This is a genomic window from Streptomyces sp. AK08-02 (assembly GCF_033795085.1).
Lineage (GTDB): Bacteria > Actinomycetota > Actinomycetes > Streptomycetales > Streptomycetaceae > Streptomyces > Streptomyces echiniscabiei.
Map to the genome: position 1 here is coordinate 19,101 of NZ_JARAZV010000022.1, position 18,552 is coordinate 37,652.

General features: G+C 70.3%; 21 protein-coding genes and 3 pseudogenes. 6 read left to right on the forward strand and 18 right to left on the reverse strand.

The genetic code is table 11. The annotated features are described in order from the left end of the window. Position 1 precedes the first annotated feature (1 nt). The 10 genes and pseudogenes from PV734_RS37675 to PV734_RS37720 all read right to left on the reverse strand — a co-directional run bounded on the left by PV734_RS37675 (position 2) and on the right by PV734_RS37720 (position 5,662). Positions 2-271, reverse strand: coding sequence for a gas vesicle protein K (locus tag PV734_RS37675; protein ID WP_319093472.1), 270 nt, complete (start codon positions 269-271; stop codon positions 2-4). A 143-nt stretch (positions 272-414) separates the two neighbouring features. Then, the gene (locus PV734_RS37680) at positions 415-609 is read right to left on the reverse strand and encodes a gas vesicle protein (RefSeq protein ID WP_319093285.1); all 195 of its coding nucleotides are present in this window, start codon (positions 607-609) and stop codon (positions 415-417) included. Then, positions 606-1,451 (reverse strand): GvpL/GvpF family gas vesicle protein, encoded by an 846-nt coding sequence (locus PV734_RS37685; RefSeq protein ID WP_319293891.1) that lies wholly within the window; start codon positions 1,449-1,451, stop codon positions 606-608. Before PV734_RS37685 ends, PV734_RS37680 begins: the two co-directional genes overlap by 4 nt. After that, a complete protein-coding gene (locus PV734_RS37690) occupies positions 1,441-1,806 on the reverse strand; it encodes a gas vesicle protein (RefSeq protein WP_319093287.1) in 366 nt (121 codons plus the stop codon). Before PV734_RS37690 ends, PV734_RS37685 begins: the two co-directional genes overlap by 11 nt. Then, positions 1,803-2,090 carry a gas vesicle protein GvpG gene (locus tag PV734_RS37695; RefSeq protein ID WP_319093288.1) on the reverse strand — a complete coding sequence of 96 codons (288 nt, stop codon included), beginning with the start codon at positions 2,088-2,090 and terminating at the stop codon, positions 1,803-1,805. Before PV734_RS37695 ends, PV734_RS37690 begins: the two co-directional genes overlap by 4 nt. 61 nt (positions 2,091-2,151) lie before the next feature. Further along, positions 2,152-2,865 (reverse strand): GvpL/GvpF family gas vesicle protein, encoded by a 714-nt coding sequence (locus PV734_RS37700; protein ID WP_319293893.1) that lies wholly within the window; start codon positions 2,863-2,865, stop codon positions 2,152-2,154. Between the two features lie 600 nt (positions 2,866-3,465). Continuing rightward, positions 3,466-3,690: pseudogene (gene gvpJ / locus PV734_RS37705) on the reverse strand (gas vesicle protein GvpJ); the annotation flags it as partial. 242 nt (positions 3,691-3,932) lie between these two features. Next, a complete protein-coding gene (locus PV734_RS37710; protein WP_415924329.1) occupies positions 3,933-4,262 on the reverse strand; it encodes a gas vesicle protein in 330 nt (109 codons plus the stop codon). Positions 4,263-4,546: 284 nt separating this feature from the next. Beyond that, a pseudogene (locus PV734_RS37715) lies at positions 4,547-4,933 on the reverse strand (transposase); the annotation flags it as partial. Between the two features lie 135 nt (positions 4,934-5,068). Continuing rightward, positions 5,069-5,662 (reverse strand): TetR/AcrR family transcriptional regulator, encoded by a 594-nt coding sequence (locus PV734_RS37720; RefSeq protein WP_319093290.1) that lies wholly within the window; start codon positions 5,660-5,662, stop codon positions 5,069-5,071. A 57-nt stretch (positions 5,663-5,719) separates the two neighbouring features. Here PV734_RS37720 and PV734_RS37725 point away from each other — a divergent pair, with 57 nt between their 5' ends. Beyond that, on the forward strand, positions 5,720-6,640 hold the full coding sequence (locus tag PV734_RS37725; protein ID WP_319293895.1) for an alpha/beta hydrolase: 921 nt from the start codon (positions 5,720-5,722) through the stop codon (positions 6,638-6,640). Here PV734_RS37725 and PV734_RS37730 read toward each other — a convergent pair. From PV734_RS37730 to PV734_RS37765, 8 genes and pseudogenes are all read right to left on the reverse strand, one after another. Further along, on the reverse strand, positions 6,579-6,899 hold the full coding sequence (locus PV734_RS37730) for an XRE family transcriptional regulator (RefSeq protein WP_319294033.1): 321 nt from the start codon (positions 6,897-6,899) through the stop codon (positions 6,579-6,581). The genes PV734_RS37725 and PV734_RS37730 overlap by 62 nt on opposite strands. Positions 6,900-6,917: 18 nt before the next feature. Then, the gene (locus PV734_RS37735) at positions 6,918-7,097 is read right to left on the reverse strand and encodes a hypothetical protein (protein WP_319293897.1); all 180 of its coding nucleotides are present in this window, start codon (positions 7,095-7,097) and stop codon (positions 6,918-6,920) included. 329 nt (positions 7,098-7,426) lie between these two features. Beyond that, positions 7,427-7,627 (reverse strand): annotated as a pseudogene (locus tag PV734_RS37740) (IS256 family transposase); the annotation flags it as partial. A gap of 164 nt (positions 7,628-7,791) precedes the next feature. Beyond that, positions 7,792-8,730, reverse strand: a complete 939-nt coding sequence (locus tag PV734_RS37745) for an ABC transporter substrate-binding protein (RefSeq protein ID WP_319293899.1) — start codon at positions 8,728-8,730, stop codon at positions 7,792-7,794. 10 nt (positions 8,731-8,740) lie between these two features. Beyond that, the gene (locus PV734_RS37750; RefSeq protein ID WP_319293901.1) at positions 8,741-9,478 is read right to left on the reverse strand and encodes an ABC transporter permease; all 738 of its coding nucleotides are present in this window, start codon (positions 9,476-9,478) and stop codon (positions 8,741-8,743) included. Further along, a complete protein-coding gene (locus tag PV734_RS37755) occupies positions 9,475-10,128 on the reverse strand; it encodes an ABC transporter permease (protein ID WP_319093294.1) in 654 nt (217 codons plus the stop codon). The genes PV734_RS37750 and PV734_RS37755 overlap by 4 nt, the downstream gene beginning before the upstream one ends. Continuing rightward, a complete protein-coding gene (locus tag PV734_RS37760; RefSeq protein WP_319293903.1) occupies positions 10,125-11,303 on the reverse strand; it encodes an ABC transporter ATP-binding protein in 1,179 nt (392 codons plus the stop codon). Before PV734_RS37760 ends, PV734_RS37755 begins: the two co-directional genes overlap by 4 nt. Further along, positions 11,300-12,010 carry an IclR family transcriptional regulator gene (locus tag PV734_RS37765; RefSeq protein WP_319293905.1) on the reverse strand — a complete coding sequence of 237 codons (711 nt, stop codon included), beginning with the start codon at positions 12,008-12,010 and terminating at the stop codon, positions 11,300-11,302. The genes PV734_RS37760 and PV734_RS37765 overlap by 4 nt, the downstream gene beginning before the upstream one ends. Before the next feature lie 343 nt (positions 12,011-12,353). Between PV734_RS37765 and PV734_RS37770 the strand changes: the two genes are divergently transcribed. The 5 genes from PV734_RS37770 to hutU are packed head-to-tail and all read left to right on the forward strand — an operon-like array spanning position 12,354 to position 18,450. Beyond that, positions 12,354-13,895: a histidine ammonia-lyase gene (locus PV734_RS37770; protein WP_319293907.1), complete on the forward strand. Its 1,542-nt coding sequence runs from the start codon at positions 12,354-12,356 to the stop codon at positions 13,893-13,895. Next, a complete protein-coding gene (locus PV734_RS37775; protein WP_319293909.1) occupies positions 13,892-15,115 on the forward strand; it encodes a CaiB/BaiF CoA-transferase family protein in 1,224 nt (407 codons plus the stop codon). Before PV734_RS37770 ends, PV734_RS37775 begins: the two co-directional genes overlap by 4 nt. A 20-nt stretch (positions 15,116-15,135) precedes the next feature. Continuing rightward, positions 15,136-16,011 carry a 3-hydroxyacyl-CoA dehydrogenase family protein gene (locus tag PV734_RS37780; protein WP_319093299.1) on the forward strand — a complete coding sequence of 292 codons (876 nt, stop codon included), beginning with the start codon at positions 15,136-15,138 and terminating at the stop codon, positions 16,009-16,011. Beyond that, positions 16,004-16,786: an enoyl-CoA hydratase-related protein gene (locus PV734_RS37785; protein WP_319093300.1), complete on the forward strand. Its 783-nt coding sequence runs from the start codon at positions 16,004-16,006 to the stop codon at positions 16,784-16,786. Before PV734_RS37780 ends, PV734_RS37785 begins: the two co-directional genes overlap by 8 nt. Positions 16,787-16,791: 5 nt before the next feature. Beyond that, positions 16,792-18,450, forward strand: a complete 1,659-nt coding sequence (gene hutU, locus PV734_RS37790; RefSeq protein ID WP_319294035.1) for a urocanate hydratase — start codon at positions 16,792-16,794, stop codon at positions 18,448-18,450. The last annotated feature ends 102 nt before the right edge of the window (positions 18,451-18,552 follow it).

The window sequence follows — 18,552 nt, forward strand, 5'->3', positions numbered from 1 at the left end:
CTCAGTAGCTCCCCTCCTGCCGCGGCAGGAGGGGGCCGAGTGGGCCGAGGTCGAGGTTCAGGTCTTCGGGGCTCAGGCCGTAGCGCTCGCGTAGTTCGGTCATGCGGTCGTCGAGGATCATGAGCGTCATGCCGATGCGTTCTTCCTGTTCCTCGGTCAGGTCGTTCCTTTCGACTCGGCGGATGGCCTGCCGTTCCATGAGCTGGCGCAGCAACTCCACGACGGTGAGCACCAGTCGGACGAGGTCGCGTTCGACCGTGTCCTTGTCCAGGTCGAGGCGTCGGGCCGGGGACTGGCCGGGGTCCGGTGCCGGCGTCGCCTGAGCGCCGAGAGGAAGCGGGCGTTCCGAGTCGAGAGGCTGGGGCGATGTACGCGAGCCTGGGAGCCGGCCGGGTGCGGGCTCGTCGTGTGATGTCACGCCAGGATTCCTTCCGTGGCTGCCTCGACCGAGGTGAGCAGGGCGCGCAGGGAGATGCGGACCAGTTCCACGTCGGCGATGCAGAGGCTGAGGTCTCCCGTGATGACGACACCGCCGGCCAGGAGCCGGTCGAGGAGATCGACCAGAGCGACCTCCGCGTGGGGCAGGCCGCTGGCCCCACTGACCGTCACGGCGTCGTCCGCGGGATCGTGGGGTCCGCCCTTTCGGCCTGTTCCGGCGGGGGCGAGGCGAAGGAGTAAGGGGCCCAGGGTCCGGTGATCTCGAGTCGGACGCCGACAGTCCCGGCGCCGAGCGCCTCCACGTGGTCCTGGAAGTTCCGCGTGTGCTTTCGCGGGACGAGGTAGGCCACGTTGACGACGTTCTCCCCCGGTTTCGCGGACAGGGCAGCCGGCTGGGGACGATGGTGCCGTACGTCGGCGGCCAGGTTCGTTTCCGCGAGCGTACGGTCCACTCGTGCGCCGAGGTCGGCGGCGGCCTGGTGGGCCAGGTCGTGGCCGTCTCGGCTCGTGCGGCGCGCTCGCAGGTAGTCACGCCCGGAGCGTGGCCGGTCCCCCGGGGGCGGGGTGGTGGTCGGTGGGTGGGCGTAGATCTTGACGCCCCATTCGTCGTGGCCCTCCAGCTGGTTCAAGGTGGTGCGGAAGTGGCCGTCGTCGGCGTGCAGACGTCGCAGCAGGCTGTCGTCGTCGAGGTACACCGTGGCCAACCGGAGGGGTAGCACTGCCGTTTGGGAGGCCAGTGCGGCGATCACCAGGTGGTGGTCGCGGGCCAGGCGTTCCAGTTCGGTGATGTCGTCGAGCCGCTGCGCGATGGCCTCTTCGCCGAAGGCGTCGGCGGGTACGTCGCTGACGACCGCGGCTGTGTCGGCACCGCACAGGATCCGTACCGGCAGCCCGTCGACGCCGCGCAGTTCTCGGGCGGCCCGCTCGGCCGCCTCGTTCCGCAGCAGTACTGCGTACGCGTAGACCGCCTCGGTAAGGTCTGCTGCGGGCGGGGTGTGGGCCTCAGAGAGCATCAGGTTCCTTCAACCGGGCGTTGAGCGACTGGAGTTCGGCGCGAAGGCGCGCGTTCTCGGCGGCGAGTTCCGCCGTGCGGGCGGGGTCGGGTGACGGGGCGGGACGTACGGCGCGAGAGGACAGCGTCGGGTCGTGCTCCCACCAGTCGATGCCCATCTCGCGCGCGGTGTCGACGGAGACGACGAGCAACCGCAGCTTGATGGTGAGGAGTTCGATGTCGAGCAGGTTGATTTTGATGTCGCCTGCGATCACGACCCCCTTGTCGAGGACGCGTTCCAGAATGTCGGCCAGATTGCCCGCGCCGCCCGCTTGGGGCGACAGGGCACCTGACCGTCGGGACAGGGCATCGGTCACTGATGGCCTTCCTGTGGTGCCTGACCGCCGGAGCCGGCCAGATCCTCGCCACTGCCGGTCGTGATCTGTTCCAGACGATCCAGGAGTTCGTCCTCCCGAAGGTCGAACTCCTCCTCGGTGATACGGCCGGCCCGCAGATCCGTCTCCAGTTCGGCCAGCTCACGGTGGATGGGGGCCGGGTCGGCGTACTGCCGCTCCGCTTCCTCCACCACCTGTTCCAGTACCCAGCCGACCCCGCGCAGCGGAGCCAGGGGCAGACCGAGCAGGCCACTCAACAGACCCATACGGCGCGCTCCTTCCAGTCGGGAGGTGGTGGTGGGGTGAGGGGCGGTCACGGTGACGCCTTCAGACAAAGCTGTAGGGCGGAAGAGGTCCGGTCACCCGCAGTTCCAGCCCGTGACCGAGGCTCTCGGCAACCCGGCCCACGGACGCGGCGAACGTGTCGGCCTGCCCGCGTTCGATCAGCAGGCTCAGGTTCAGGAAGACCTCTCCCGTCGGATCACCCGCGGTGGTGCGGTGAGCCAGCGGCTCCAGTCGGCGGGTGATGTCCTGGGCGTGCTGCGCCTGCAGTGCCTCGACCCCGGCGGCGACGACCGTACCGAGGGCCACCTGCTCGTCGTGCGAGCCTGCGCCGTCCCGCGTGCGGGCGCTCAGGCGTCGGGCTTCGGCACTGTCCCGCAGGACATCGCGCAGGGCGGTGTCCTCGTCCTGCAGGGCCTTGACATTGAACTCGACGCGGTCCTCGACCTCTCGGAGTCGATCGGTGAACAACGACTCCTGGTCCACCAGCGCGCGGCGCACCGCGCCGTCGTCGGGGGCGAGTGTGCCGAAGCGCAGGGGCAGCACGGCGCCGGCGGCACCGAGCATCAACAGCACGTTCTGATGAGCCATCAGATCTCTTCGCTTGGCGCGCAGTTGAGCTGGAGCCTCGCTGACTACGGCGGCCACCCGGGCAGCGCGCAGCGCCCTCAAGGGCGCGGGCGAGGCCCCGATCCCGGTGGCACCGTCGACGGGCAGCGGATGGTCCGCGTCCGTGACCGCATACAGGTAGAGCGGCATCGGTCAGGCCTCCCCGCCCTGCTGTCCCTTGCCGCCCCGGCTCCTGCCGCGTGCGGTGGGAGCCTGCTCGTGGTCGGCCGCGGTCGGCCCCGGAGCGTCGGCCACTTCCTGCGCTGCGTGCACCGTCTCCTGCTCCACGACAGCGATCTCGGCGGCGCTGTGCACCGCGGGATCCGTCACCGGGGCGGTACCGGCCGCCGGGGCGACAGTGCTCACCCCGGTCGCCACTGCCGGGGTGACGGCCCCCACCACGGTGCCGGCCGTCCGGCCCACCGTGCCGACCACCCCGCCGACCGTAGGCACCACGCTGCCGGCCAGTCCCCCGACGGTCGGGGTGACGGCGCCGACGACGCCACCGACCGTCCGGCCGACCGCCCCGAGTGCCTGCCCCACCGTCTGTCCCAGGTCCCCGACGACGGGGACCGCAGCACCGGTACCGGACGGCCAGCCGGTGACGGGCTGCCCCTGCACGACGACACCACCGGGAGCGGGAGCTGCCACGACGCCTGGCGGGACAGCCGCCTGACCTCCGGATGCCACGGCGGTGGGCAGGCCCGGCGTGAACGCCACGGGCGCTGGAGTCAGCACAGGAGTACCGCGGTTCTCCAGGTCCAGGCGATTGGTCGCCGCCGCGAAGCGCAGGTAGGTGTCGACGCTGGCGATGACAATGCGGATGTCGACTCGCAGGACCTCGATACCGATCACCGACACTCGGATGAAGACATCGATCACGAGTCCGCGGTCAAGGATCAGGTCGAGGATGTCGTAGAGACCTCCGTCGGTCTTCTGGGCTCGGGGTGCGGCGGTCTGGGCAAGTACGGTCATCGGTGAGGTTCCCTCTCAGAGGTGGGGCGAGGGTGTTCGGGGCGAGCGCCGGCGGTGGGTTGCCGTGCGGTCGGCGTACGACGACCGGGCCGAGATCCCGGACCGGCGCAACCGGGTCAGGGGTGAGGGCGTCGCAGACATGGACGCCGCAACAGCAGGCGGGGCAGCCGTGCGCAAGGGTCCACGTCACTCCGAGGGAGGCGATGGACCGGCATCACGGTCGCTGCGCGCCTCGCACGCCCTCATTGCCGGTCGACCTGGCCTCGGGTGTAGCGGCGGCTGCGGGCATAGCCGAGAAGAAGACCGTCGGCGTCCAGCGTCACTCGGTAGACGGCAAGCACGCTGGTGGAATCGGGGATGCGCTCCAGCTCCACGACCTCGACGTCGACCTGCCAGCCCGTCCCGTCGCGGCTGATCGCCGAGACCGACTCCGGTGTACGGCCCAGAAGTTCGGCAAGTTGGGCGCGCGCGTTACGCATCGCGCCCACAGCATCCCCGACCACCGGGGACCCAGCGGCAGGTGGCGCCGGGTCCGAGCGCGGCGCGGAGTCGGGTAAGTCGCTCGTGCTCATAGTTCGTCTGTTCCGTCCAACTGGAAAGTACGTCCGACAGGTCACGACGTGCCGGCAGGGCTTTCGCGCGCCCTCCGAGCACGACGTCCGACAGGCTCCGACTCACCAAGTGTCGTGCACATGATCTCAACACATCTTGACCACGCAATACCCGCAACTTCAACACATCATGCACGCGAATTTTCGCGCCCCACCCGTCACACGCGACAACCAGCCCACCGGAAAAGAAGACTTCGACGCCCAGGGGCAGCCCCGGTCCCTCGACGCCGACGATGCGCTGGACATTTGGACACCTCGGCGGCGTACACCTCGGCGAGATGATCCGATACCTCCCCGTGAGTGAGGCCCTTCGCGGACAAGGAGAGCACCATCCCGTCGATGCCGGTCAGGCGCCGCTGTCGCTTCTTGACGATCTGCGGCTCGAAGCAGCCGGCAGTGTCGCGGGGCACCTTCACTTCCACCGGCCCGACGTCGGTCAGCACTGTCGTGGCCCGGCTCCCGTTGCGGGAGTTGGCGCCGCCCCGGCCGACAGCATCGTGGCGTTCGTAGCCGAGGTGATCGGTGATCTCGCCTTCCAGGGCAGATTCCAGGACCCGCTTGGTCAGCTGCTGCAGCAGGCCGCCCTGACCGGTCAACTGCAGCCACTCCGACCGGGCCCGTTCCACCAGCATCGCGACCAGTCGCTCATCCGACACGGGTGCAGGCTGCCCGGACATGGTGCTCTCGACAGGTTCCACGGCCTCCAACTCCACCGCGGTGTCAGTCACTTGGCGCCTCTCCCATGACCGTCGGATCCGCCGTTGGATTTACCCTCCCGATAGTGGATGTGGTCGCCCAGGGATCCGGGCGGCGGCTGCGGCAACGGTTGCCAGGTCTTCGCTCGAGAAGCCGGCACGGCTCAGCACCGCCAGGGATTTGTTCGTCGCCAGCGTGCACAACGCCAGCTCTGCAGCCTCCTGTTCATCGGCCCCCGCCGCCAGCAAGGCCTGCTCCAGCCTTGCCCGCAAACCGCCGATCATGGCGCGGACCATCGTCCGGCCCTCCGCGTCGAGCGCCGGGAACTGCGTTGCCGACACCGTGAGCAGGCAGCCATCCGGGACCGTCGGGTCGGCGATCCGGTTCAGGGTGACCTGCAGGAAGGCGGCCACAACGGCGCTCGGGCTCGGGTGGGGGCCGGACAGTGCCTGCTCGTACAGCGGGTGGTAGGTCTGCGCGTACCGTTGGAGGCTTTTCCGGAAGAGGGCGCTCTTGTCGCCGAAGGTGCCGTAGAGCGAGCCCCGGCCCAGGCCCGTGCCCTCGGTCAGGCGATCGATCGAGGCCTCCGAATAGCCCCAGCGCCAGAAGACGTGCATCGCACGTCGTAGCGCCTCGTCCACGTCGAATTGCTTGCGGCCTGCCATGGTCCGTCAGCCTACACATCTTGTACCGATCGTTCAAAGATGGGTATGGTCGTCGGCATGACAACCTTGAGTTCGCTGCGGCTGCCCGACGGGTTCACCGACGTCTTCACCAGCCGCCTCGTCGAGGTGAACGGACTGCGGCTGCACGCGGTCACCGGCGGGGACGGCCCCGCGCTGCTGCTGGTCGGCGGGTGGCCCCAGACCTGGTACGCCTGGCGGAAAGTGATGCCCGCGCTCGCCCGCGAGCACACCGTCGTCGCCGTCGACTCGCGCGGCGCCGGGCTCTCGGACAAGCCCGACGACGGGTACGACGCCGGCACACTGGCCACCGATCTGGTCGCGTTGATGGCCGCGCTCGGGCACGACCGGTTCGACGTGGTCGGCCACGACATCGGCATGTGGACCGGATACGCCCTCGCCGCCGATCACCCCGAGCGGGTGGGCCGGCTCGCCGTCGTCGACGCCATCGTCCCCGGCCTCACGCCGACCCCGTCGGTCTTCAGCCCGGCCGCGGTCAACCAGCGGCTCTGGCACTTCGGCTTCAACCGGCTCACCGACCTCAACGAGGACCTGGTCCGGGGGCGGGAGCGGCTCTTCTTCGGCTACCAGTTCGCCAAGAAGGCAGCCACCCCGGACGCGATCCCCGCGTACGCCGTCGACGTCTACGTCGATGCGATCGTCGCGGATCCTCGCGGGCTGCGGGCGAGCTTCGCGTACTACCGGGCGCTGGACGAGACGATCGCGCAGAACGAGCAGCGCAGGAAGACCCGGCTGACGCTGCCGGTGCTCGCCATCGGCGGCGCGCGGTACAGCGGCGCGATGGTCGCCGAGACGATGCGGCTGGCGGCCGACGACGTCACCGGGGTGGTCCTCGACGACTGCGGCCATTACGCAGCCGAGGAACAGCCGGCGCGGTTCACCGAGATCCTGGAGGAGTTCCTCGGTGGCAAACCGATAGCAGGCGTGCCGCACGGCTGACACATTCGTGGCGGAGTTTCGCCATGTCCGTCTTGCACCCCCGCTCATTCGCGTTGCGGCGCCTCCCGGGCGCCAAGAAGTCGGCGACTACCTTCAACTTGCCGCCGAGCGCCTTGACGTAGGCCGCGAGGGCGTCGACCTCGCTGCGCTCCAGTTGCCCCTTCTCGATGCGCGCGACGCGAACCTGGGTGACGCCCATGGCTTCTGCAACCTGGACCTGTGGGTGCTGCCGCTTCCGTAACTCGGCAGGACGGTGCAGACGGGAGGCTGCGGTTGATCACCCGCCGATCAGTCGGCCTTCGGTGCGACCGCCACGCCAGCACTCCCATGACGGGGTGGCCGGCAGTGCACCGATCGGTTCCGTACTGGTCGGCAGCGTCGAGTAGAGCTTCTCAAGCACCGCTTGGCGCGCTGCGGGCGCGGCCTGCCAGTGGCCGCCGAGTCCACTTGTGGCCACGTCGGCATGGTGCCGATTCACGCCGTTCTTGCAGGTCAGACGTGTCGATCTATGTCAGCCCTGTGCAGTGCTTGTCGGTCTGTTCCAGTCCTTGCGGCCCCTCAATGGCCCCTGGGAGTCGATGAGTTGGACGTTTACCACAGCAGCCGCCGCGTCCGCCCAGTTCAGTCAACAGGATAGAAACCCTCGTACAGCGGTTTTCCTTTCCAACGCGCAGAGACTCCGCCTCGGGACGGAGCCTCTGTGGCCGTAGTCGCAGCCGGGACGTCTACGGGCATGTTGCGGTCGCACAAGACGCGGGACACGTCAGCGGCCTTCTGGTGTCGCGTGTCATAGCCGAGGTGGTCGGTGATCTCGCCCTCCAGGGCGGACTCCAGCAGTCGCTTGGTCAGTTGCTGCAGCAGCCCGCCCTCGCCTGTCAGCTACAGGCCCTCGGCCTGGGCCCGGTGCACCAGCTCGTCGATCAACTGGTCGTCCACGGCCCTCGCCGACTCGACAGGCTTGGGATCGGTCACGTTCTCACTGGTCATCGGTGCATCTTCCATGATCGGGAGTTACACCGGACGTCTTACAGTCCCACAGCCCCACCACCATGCAGTGACTGTCAGTCAGCGCACACGAAGGGCACACCGCTCAAGTTCGAAGACCCGGATCAGCGAGAGAACGTGAGACGAGGCTGAGTAGGCGATGGAGATCAGCTCAGACCGGCGGACGTGAGCCAGGCCTTGGCGACGTCGCTCATGTCGTCGAGCTTGGCGACCTTGCCGTTCAGCTCCATGAGTTCCTCGGTGGTCAGCGCAGCGGACACGGCGTTGAGGGTGCTGGTGACGGTGGGGGTGACCTTGCCCGTGTTGATGACGGGCAGGATGTTCTCGGCCAGGAAGAGGTTCTTGTCGTCCTTGAGGGTGACGAGCTTGTTCTTGGCGATGGCGGGGTCCGTGCTGGTCAGGTCACCGACCTGCACCTGGTTGTTGGTGATGGCGGCGAGGGTCAGCGGGCCTCCGGCGTCCAGCGAGACGAACTTCTTGAAGGACAGCCCGTAGACGCTCTTCAGCCCGACCACGCCGTTGACCCGGGTCTTCCACTCCGGCGGTGCGCCCAGTGCCATCGTGCCGGCCACCGGGGCGAGGTCGGAGATGGTGGTGAGGTCGTGGGCGGTCGCCGTCTTCTGGGTGACGGCCAGCACGTCCTTGTCCTCCGCCGTGGACTGCTTGAGCGCGGAGATGCCGGAGGGCAGCGCCTTGGTCAGCGCGGCGGAGACCTCGGCCGGGCTGCTGGCCTTCGTCTTCGGGTCGAAGTACTGGAGCAGCGCGCCCGTGTACTCCGGGAGGAGATCGATCGAGCCGTCCTTGAGCGCGGGGATGTACGTCTCCCGGCTGCCGATGTTCAGCCGGGTCTTGACCTTGACGCCCTTGGCCTTCAGCGCCTCCGCGTAGATGGTGGCGAGGAGTTGGCTCTCCGTGAAGTTCGCCGACCCGACGGTGATGGTGTCGGCGGCGGACGAGGCGCCGGCCGTGGCGCCGGCGCTCATCGGGTCACCGCCGCTGCCGCACGCGGTGAGGACGAGGGCGCCGGTGGCGGTCAGGGCCGCGAGGCCGAGGAGCTTCTTGCTTCTTGTGGACGCGCTGTTCATGGGACTCTCTTCACTGTGCGGTGGCGGTGGCGGATGCCGGTACTGCGGGAGGGGAAGCGCGGCGGGAGACCCTGCGGGTGAGGCCGGGTGAGACGAGGAGCCTGGCCAGCCCGAGCAGGAGGAGTTCGACGGCCAGGGCGAGCGCGGCGACGAGGATCGCTCCGCCCGCCATCTGCGCGTAGTCGCTCTGGGCGAGGCCGTCGATGAGGAACCGGCCGAGACCGCCGAGCGAGACGTACGCAGCCACGGTCGCGGTCGCGATGATCTGCAGCGCCGCGGCCCGGATCCCGGACAGGATCAGCGGCAGCGCGCACGGCAGTTGAACGCGCAGCAGGATGTCCCGGCCACGCCAGCCCATGCCGCGCGCGGCGTCGACGGCGGCGGCGTCCACCGCGAAGACACCCGCGTAGGTGTTGGTCAGGATCGGCGGCACCGCGAGCAGGACGAGCACGATCAGGCTCGGAATGGTGAACGCCAGGTCGGAGGCGATGTGCGGGGTGATCAGCAGCACCGCGATCATCAGCACACCCAGCGTCGGCAGGGCACGCAACGCGTTGGCGAGGCCGCCGACCAGGAAGGCGCCGCGCCCGGTGTGACCGATCAGGAGGCCGACGGGCACGCCGATGACGAGGGCGATGGCCAGCGCCGTGCCGGACAGTTCGAGGTGGGCCAGGCTCTGGGCGGGGATGCCGTCGGGACCGCTCCAGTTGACGGGATCGGTGAGCCAGCCGGTGATGCTCGTACTCATCGGGCGGACCTCCTGGGCTGCCAAGGGGTGAGCGAGTGGCCGGCGAGCAGGATCAGCCCGTCCAGCACCAGCGCGATGACCAGGCTCAGTACGACGCCGGTGACGATCGGGGTGAAGAAGTGCAGCTGGAAGCCCTGCGTGAACAGCGAGCCGAGCTGCGGCACACCGAGCAGCGCGGCCATCGACACGATGCTGACGTTGGAGACCGCCGCGACCCGCAGCCCGGCGGCGATGACCGGTACGGCGATGGGCAGTTCGATCCGTATCAGCCGCTGGTGCGACCGGTAGCCCATGGCGTGGGCGGACTGGATGACGTCGGCGGGTACGGCCGCCAGCCCGTCGGCCACGACCCGCACCAGGAGCGCCGTTGTGTAGACGCTCAGCGCGATGACCACGTTGACCGGGTCGAGGATCCGGGTGCCGAGCAACTTCGGCAGCAGGATGAACAGAGCGAGGGAGGGCACCGTGTAGACCAGCCCGGCCAGCGCCACCAGCAGCGGGTAGAGCCGACGGCTGCGGTGGGCCAGCCGACCCAGCGGCAGCGCGACCAGCAGGCCGATGAGCAGCGGCAGTACGGACAGCCAGAGGTGCCATGCGGTGAGGTCGGCGATCTCTCCGGCGTTGTGGCGGAGCCATTCCGCGGCGGTCACAGGTGGCTCCCGGCGGGGGCCTCGGCGGCGGACCCGGCGGCGGGCTCGACGGACCCAGCGGTGGCCCCCGCAGGGGCGGTCGCCGACGCGGCCTCTTCGATCGCGCGGGCCACGGCTGTCGGCGACACGGTCCCGGCCAGGTGTCCTTCGGCGTCGACCAGGACACCGCGACCGCTGGGAGAGGACAGTGCCGCGTCCAGCAGTTCGCGGAGGGTGCCGTCCGTCCGGGCCGTGGTGGCGCTGAGGTTGAGGTCCCGCTCGGTGACCCGGTCGCCGTCGAGCCGGTCGAGCGCGGCCCAGCCGACCGGCTCACCGCCGGCGGCGGTGACCAGGATCCAGCCGTCCAGTGCCGCCGCCTCGGCCTCGGCGCGCGTCGCGCCGAGCACGACGGCAGGCTCGGCGGCGGGAGTCACGCCGTCTCCCGTACCGGCGAAGCCCAGCGCCCGGTAGCCCCGGTCACGGCCGACGAAGCCCGCGACGAAGGCGTCGGCGGGCCGGGCCAGCAGCTCGGCCGGGGCCGCGGCCTGTGCGAGCCGCCCGCCCTCGCGGAGCACCGCGACCTGGTCGCCGAGCTTGAGCGCCTCGTCGATGTCATGGGTGACCAGCACGATCGTCTTGCCGATCTCGCGCTGGAGGCGGAGGAACTCCTCCTGCAACTGGGCGCGTACGACCGGGTCGACGGCGCTGAACGGCTCGTCCATCAGCAGGTAGGGCGGGTCGGCGGCCAGCGCGCGGGCGACACCGACGCGCTGCTGCTGGCCGCCGGACAACTGCCAGGGGTAGCGGTCGGCGAACTGCGGGCCGAGGCCGACCCGTTCCAGCAGTTCCAGGGCCCGGGTCCGGGCCTCGCGGCGGCCGAGCCCGAGGAGCCGGGGCAGCGCCATGACATTGTCGGCGACGTTCTTGTGCGGAAAGAGGCCGGCGTGCTGGATGACGTAACCGATCTTCCGCCGCAGCTCGGTGGCGTCGGTCCCGGAGACCGGCTGTCCGCCCAGCGTGATGGTGCCGGAGGTGGGCTCGATCAGGCGGTTGACCATGCGCATGGAGGTGGTCTTGCCGCAGCCGGACGGCCCCACCAGAACGGTGATCTTCCCGGTCGGTGCCTCCAGACTGAGCCGGTCGACGGCGACCGTACCGTCCGGATATGCCTTGGTGACGTTGTCGAATCGGATCATGACACTCTCTCCGTTACGGTGCCGTATGTCGGCTGTGCCGGCTGTGCCGGCGGCGGTAGCTGCCCGCCGAGCGAACGCGACAGGTCGTGGGCCTCACCGGCGAGCCGGGCCCCGATCCGTACGACCTTGTCGCCGCGCAGCCGGTAGTCGGGGACCACCACGCTCAGGGCGGCGATCACCCTGGACCCGGTGAGCAGTGGTGCCGCGATCGCGGTGACGTCGTTCTCGACGCCGTCCTCCACGACGACGTAACCCCGGGCCGGCGTCTCCCCCGCGAACACCGCCCCGACCGCGCTGGCGCGCCGGGGGATCGTCCGGCCCACCCAACTGGTGTGCCGGACCGAGTGGGTGCCCTCGGTGATCGCGATGTACAGGGCGGTGTCCTCGTGAGAGGGGATGCTCAGGTACACCGACTCCCGGGTCACCGCGACGATCCGTTCCATCGCCTCGCGGCAGTACGGCACCAGGGACTCGTGACTCAGGGCCCGTGCCCCGAACTGCACGATCCGGGTGCCGGGGCGGAACGATCCGTCGACCTCGCGTCGCACGAAACCGCCGTTCTCCAGCGCGCGCAGGAGGCGCAGCGCGGTGCTGGCCGCCAGCCCGGTCTCCCGGGCGCTCTCCGCCAGGGTGATGGCCCCGTGCTCGCAGACCACGCCGAGCAGAGCCATCGCCCGCTCCGCAGTCCGTGTCGACGTTTCGCCCATGCCCCACCTCCTGAATAGGTGGCAACACTAGAGACGGTTCTTTTCAGATGTATTCAGTACGGTTTCTGTTGAGTGAATCCCGATTGCCACCAGACGGAATACGCGAAACACATGGTGGCGATTTGCTCACGAAGAGTCACTGCCCGGCAGGGGAAATGCTCCCAGAAAGGCAGGATTGCACTGCCACAGATATGCGCGGAGCCCGAAAGGACATCCTGAGCAGGCCGCTCTGCCACCTGGTGGCAATCGGGTTTCATCGGGCAGAAACCTCGGCGAGCAAGACGTGAAACCGGGCGTCCGTAGCGTCCGATTCCATACACACGCACCGCTGGGAAGGAATACCGTGAGTGATTCTCGGGAGCCGGTGGCCATCGGATCCACGCCGCTGTCCATTGACGACATCGTGGCGGTGGCGCGGCACGGCGCCCCGGTGCTGCTCACCGAGGAAGCCGCCCTGGCGGTCAAGGACATGCGCGTCCGGATGCTCGCGGGCCTCGACGCGGACGGACCGCCCGTCTACGGGCTCACCACGGGTGTCGGCGACCTCTACGACGTGTCGGTCGCCCCGGAGCACGTGTCGTCGGCCCAGCTGAAGATGCTCAAGAGCCATGCCTGCGGGGTGGGCGAGCCCTACCCGCCCGAAGTCATGCGCGCCATGATCCTCCTGATCGTGCGGGCGATGGCCCAGGGCCGCAGCGGAGTGGGCCTCGGTCTGGTCGAGACCCTCGTCGCGATGCTCAACCGAGGCGTCACCCCCTGGTCCCCCGGCCGCGGCTCGGTCGGATATCTGATCGGCACCGCACACATCGGCCTGGTCACGGCCGGTCTCGGCCGGGCGTACTTCGAGGGCGAGCTGCTGCCCGGCGCCGAGGCGATGCGCCGCGCCGGTCTGCCCGTTCTCGAACTGGGCCCCCGCGAGGGTCACGCCCTGGTCAGCGGCACGTACGAGGTGACCGCGATGGCGGCGCTCGCCGTCCACGACGCCCGGCTGCTGACCGCCGCCGCCGACATAGCGGCGGCGATGAGCCTGGAGGCCCTGCGCGGCAACGACCGCGCCTTCGACCCCCGCGTCCAGCAGGTCCGCCCGCACCCCGGCCAGGCGGCCACCGCCGCGAACCTGCGCGCCCTGCTCGACGGCAGCGCGATCGTGGCGGCGCACCGTCACCACCGCCTCCAGGACCCGCTGAGCCTGCGCTGCGCGCCCCAGGTCCACGGCAGCGTGCGCGACGCGCTGGACTACGCCGAGCGCACGGTCGCCATCGAGGCCAACTCGGTCACCGACAACCCGCTGTTCTCCGTCGCCGGCGACGAGCTCACCGCCCACACCGGCGGCAACGGCCACGGCGCCCCGGTCGCGATGGCGCTGGACGTCCTCGCCATCGCCGTCACCCACCTGCTCAACATCTCCGAGCGCCGCACCGACCGCCTCACCAACGCCCACTTCAGCGAACTGCCGGCCTTCCTCGCGGCCCCCGGCGGCGAGGACTCCGGCTTCATGATCCCGCAGTACGTCGCCGCCTCGCTGGCCGCCGAGGCCCGCGCACTCGCCCAGCCCGCCTCCGTGCACAACATCCCGACCTCGGCGATGCAGGAGGACCACGTCAGCATGGGCGTCCCCGCCGGCTGGCAGGCCCGGCAGGCGGTCGAGTACGCACAGCAGGGCCTCGGCATCGAGATCCTGGCGGCGGCGCAGGGGCTGGAGCACCACGGCACCCTGCGCCCGGGAGCCGGGACGGGGGCCGCGTACCGAGCGGTCCGGGAGCGGGTGGCCGCCCTGGAGGAGGACCGCGAGATGTACCCCGACCTCGCGGCGGCCCGGGAGCTGGTCGCGGACGGCAGCCTCGTGGCGGCCGTGGAAGCAGTAGTGGGAGGACTGGCCCGATGAAGAGCACGGTGACGAGCGAGAACAACGCAGATCAGAAAGGCCCGCTGTCCGGCGTCAAGGTCCTCGACCTCTCCCGGGTCCTGGCCGGTCCGCTCTGCGGGGCGCTGCTCGGTGACCTCGGAGCCGAGGTCACCAAGGTCGAGATGCCCGGCGCCGGCGACGACTCCCGGCACTTCGCCCCGCACATCAACGGCGAGAGCTCGTACTTCATGATGCTCAACCGGGGCAAACGCGGCATCACCCTCAACCTGAAGTCCGACGAGGGCCGCGACCTGCTGCACCGCCTGGTGCGCGACACGGACATCCTGATCGAGAACTACAGGCCCGGCGTCACCGCCCGCCTCGGCATCGACTACGACACCCTGGCCGCCGTCAACCCGCGCCTGGTGTACGTCAGCATCTCCGGTTTCGGCCAGACCGGACCACTCGCCCACCGCCCCGCCTACGACCACATCATCCAGGCCATGGGCGGCATCATGAGCCTCACCGGCTGGCCCGGCACCGGCCCGACCCGCGTCGGCGAGTCCATCGGCGACGTCGTCGCCGGGATGTACGGCTCGTACGGTGCCCTGGCCGCGCTCCGGCAACGCGACGTCACCGGGCACGGGCAGCACGTGGATGTCGCCATGCTCGACTCCGTGCTGTCCCTGCTCGTCGTGTCGCTGTCCCAGTTCACCGCCGACGGCACCGAACCCGAGCGGATCGGCAACCGTCATCCGGTCTCCGCCCCCATGGACAGCTTCCCCGCCCGCGACGGACAGGTCGTCCTCGCGGTCGCCAACGACGCCCTCTTCGCCCGTCTGTGCAAGGAGACCGGCATGCCCGAACTCCTCGACGACCCCCGCTTCGCCACGGACGCCCAGCGCGCCCGCCACCACGCCGAACTCCGGGTACTGATCGAGAACTGGACGCGTGGCCTGACGGTCGACGAGGCCGTGAGCCGGCTGGAGGCGGCGGGCGTACCGGCCGGTCCCATCTGGAGCCTCAAGGAGGCCCTGGACAGCGACCACGCGCGGCAGCGACAGCTGCTGGGCACCGCACGGCACCCGGTGGCCGGCGAGGTCGCCGTGATGCGTCAGCCCGTCCGCTTCTCCGGAGCACGGCCCGCCGCCCCCGCACCCGCGCCGGTCCTCGGGCAGCACACGGACGAGGTGCTGGCCGCCGCGCTCGGGCTGAGCCCCGACGAGATCGCGGGCCTGCGTGCCCGTGGCGCGATCTGAGCCCCCGAATGGAGAGAGACATGCCGGAGAAGAAACTGCCCACCGTGGCGGTGATCGGCGCCGGGACCATGGGCGCGGGCATCGCCCAGGTCTTCGCCCGAGCGGGCTGCCGGGTCGCCCTGTGGTCCCGCAGCGAAGCCACCCTGGACGCCGCGCGCGCTCTCGTCCCGGACGAGGTCCTCCGCACGCGTTCGCTGTCGGAGGCGCTGGACGGCGCGGACGTGGTGAGCGAGAACGTCGCCGAAGTGGTCGCCCTCAAGCAGGACGTCCTCGCCTCGATCGAGGCCGCGGTGACACCGGACTGCCTGCTCACCACCAACACCTCCAGCGTGCCGATCACCCTGCTGGGCAAGGCACTTGACGATCCCGGCCGGTTCCTCGGCATGCACTGGTTCAATCCCGCGCCGGTCATGCCGCTCGTCGAACTCGTCGCCGGCGAGGCCACCTCCGCGAGGGCGATGGAGCGCGCCGAGTCGCTGACCCGGCGGCTCGGCAAGCTGCCCGTCGTCGTACGGGCGGATGTCCCCGGCTTCGTCGTCAACCGTATCCAGTACGCGGTGCTGCGCGAGGTGCTGCACCTGGTGGATTCGGGCGTGACCTCCGTGGCGGACGCCGACCTGGCGGTCCGTACGACGCTCGCCCCACGCTGGGCGGCCTGCGGCCCACTGGAGCTGATGGACCTGGCCGGGCTGGACGTGGTCGAGCAGGTGTCGGCGATCCTGATGCCCGAGCTGAGCCGCTCGGCCGAAGTGCCGGAGTCCGTGAGGAAACTGGTGGCCGAAGGCGCTCTGGGCGCCAAGTCGGGACGCGGCTTCTACGAGTGGCCCGGCGAACGGGCCGACCGGGTCAAGGCCCACCGGGACGCCGTCGTCAGGCAGTTGACCCACGATGGCTGACGGCACCGGCACCATTCTGACCCGTACCGAGGACGCGGTCGGCCACGTCCGCCTCCACCGCCCCGAAGCGGCCAACGCGCTGAGCCGCGCCATGATGACGGCTCTGCTGGACGCCGTACGCGCCTGGGACACCGACCCCGACGTCCGCTGCGTCGTCATCAGCGGCACGGAACGCCTCTTCGCGGCCGGCGCCGACATCGCCGACCTGGCGGAACTCTCGGAGTCCGGCCCGGTCGGCACGTACCTCGATGATTTCAGCGACCTGTGGGAGGCCCTGTACGCCACCCGCATCCCTCTTGTCGCGGCGGTCAACGGCCATGTCCTGGGCGGCGGCTGCGAACTCGCCATGATCTGCGACCTCGTCATCGCCTCGGACACCGCCCGCTTCGGCCAGCCCGAGCTGCGTCTCGGTGCGATCCCCGGTGCGGGCGGCACCCAACGCCTCGTCCGCGCGGTCGGCAAGGCCCTGGCGATGGACATGATCCTCACCGGCCGCACCATCACCGCCCCCGAAGCCCTCGCCGCCGGTCTCGTCAGCCGCGTCGTACCCCCCGACCAGCTCGACCGCACCGCCCACGACGCGGCCCGCACCATCGCCGCCCACCCCGCGACCGCGGTCCGGCTGGCGAAGGAGGCGGTGCTGACGGCCTTCGAGACGCCCCTCTCCGCCGGCATCCGCACCGAACGCCGCCTGGCCGCCCTCAACTCCTCCACCGACGACCACACCCAGGGCCTGCGGGCCTTCCTCGACAAGCGCCGGAGCAACGAACGATGACTGGAATTTCTGGACCGAGGACCGTGCGCGCTCCCCGCGGCAGCTCGCTCAGCGCGCAGGGCTGGCAGCAGGAGGCAGCGCTGCGGATGCTGCAGAACAACCTGGACCCCGAGGTCGCCGAGCACCCCGACAAGCTCGTCGTCTACGGCGGCACCGGCAAGGCCGCCCGTGACTGGCGCTCCTTCGACGCGATGGTCCGCACCCTGCGCACCCTCAAGCAGGACGAGACGATGCTCGTCCAGTCGGGCCGCCCGGTCGGTGTCATGCAGACCCACGAGTGGGCCCCGCGTGTCCTGATCGCCAACTCCAACCTGGTCGGCGACTGGGCCAACTGGGAGGAGTTCCGCCGCCTGGAGGCCCTGGGCCTGACCATGTACGGGCAGATGACGGCCGGCTCGTGGATCTACATCGGCACCCAGGGCATCCTCCAGGGCACCTACGAGACCTTCTCCGCCGTCGCCGCGAAGAAGTTCGGCGGCACCCTCGCCGGGACGATCACGCTGACAGCGGGCCTCGGCGGGATGGGCGGCGCCCAGCCGCTCGCCGTGACGATGAACGACGGCGTCGCGATCTGTATCGACGTCGACCCGCGTGCCATCGAGCGCCGCATCGAGCACCGGTACCTCGACGTGCGCGCGGACTCGCTGCAGCACGCCCTGCAGCTGGCGGTGGAGGCCCGGGACGCCCGCCGGCCTCTGTCGATCGGCCTGCTCGGCAACGCGGCCGAACTGCTCCCGCAGATGCTCGCCGAGGGCGCCCCCATCGACATCGTGACCGACCAGACCTCCGCCCACGACCCCCTGGCCTACCTGCCCGTCGGCGTCGACTTCGACGACATGGCCGACGCCGCGGCCAAGGACCCGGCGGGCTTCACCACCCGCGCCCGTGAGTCCATGGCCAAGCACGTCGAGGCGATGGTCGGCTTCATGGACGCCGGCGCCGAGGTCTTCGACTACGGCAACTCGATCCGGGGCGAGGCCCAACTCGCCGGATACGAGCGGGCGTTCGCCTTCCCCGGCTTCGTGCCCGCCTACATCCGCCCGCTCTTCTGCGAGGGCAAGGGCCCCTTCCGCTGGGCGGCCCTGTCGGGCGAGGCGTCCGACATCGCGAAGACCGACAAAGCGATGCTGGAGCTGTTCCCGGAGAACGAGTCGCTGCAGCGCTGGATCAAGATGGCCGGGGAGCGCGTCCACTTCCAGGGACTGCCGGCCCGGATCTGCTGGCTCGGCTACGGCGAGCGGGACAAGGCGGGCGAGCGCTTCAACGACATGGTGGCGAGCGGGGAACTGGCCGCGCCGCTGGTGATCGGCCGCGACCACCTGGACAGCGGGTCCGTCGCCTCCCCGTACCGGGAGACGGAGGCCATGCTCGACGGCTCCGACGCGATCGCCGACTGGCCGCTGCTCAACGCCATGGTCAATGTGGCGTCCGGCGCGTCCTGGGTCTCCATCCACCATGGCGGCGGCGTCGGCATGGGGCGCTCCATCCACGCCGGCCAGGTCTCCGTCGCCGACGGCACCGCACTCGCCGGCGAGAAGCTGCGCCGCGTGCTGACCAACGACCCCGGCATGGGCGTCATCCGCCACGTCGACGCCGGCTACGACATCGCGGAGACGGTCGCCGACGAGCGGGGCGTCCGGGTGCCTATGCGCGAAGGCGTCTGATCGGCGGCGCGCTCGAGCAGCAGCGTGGCAGCCGTCCTCGGCGGCGGCGCCGGCCCGGCCTGCCCCGACGACGATCATGTCCCAGACGCCGGGCGCGCGGAC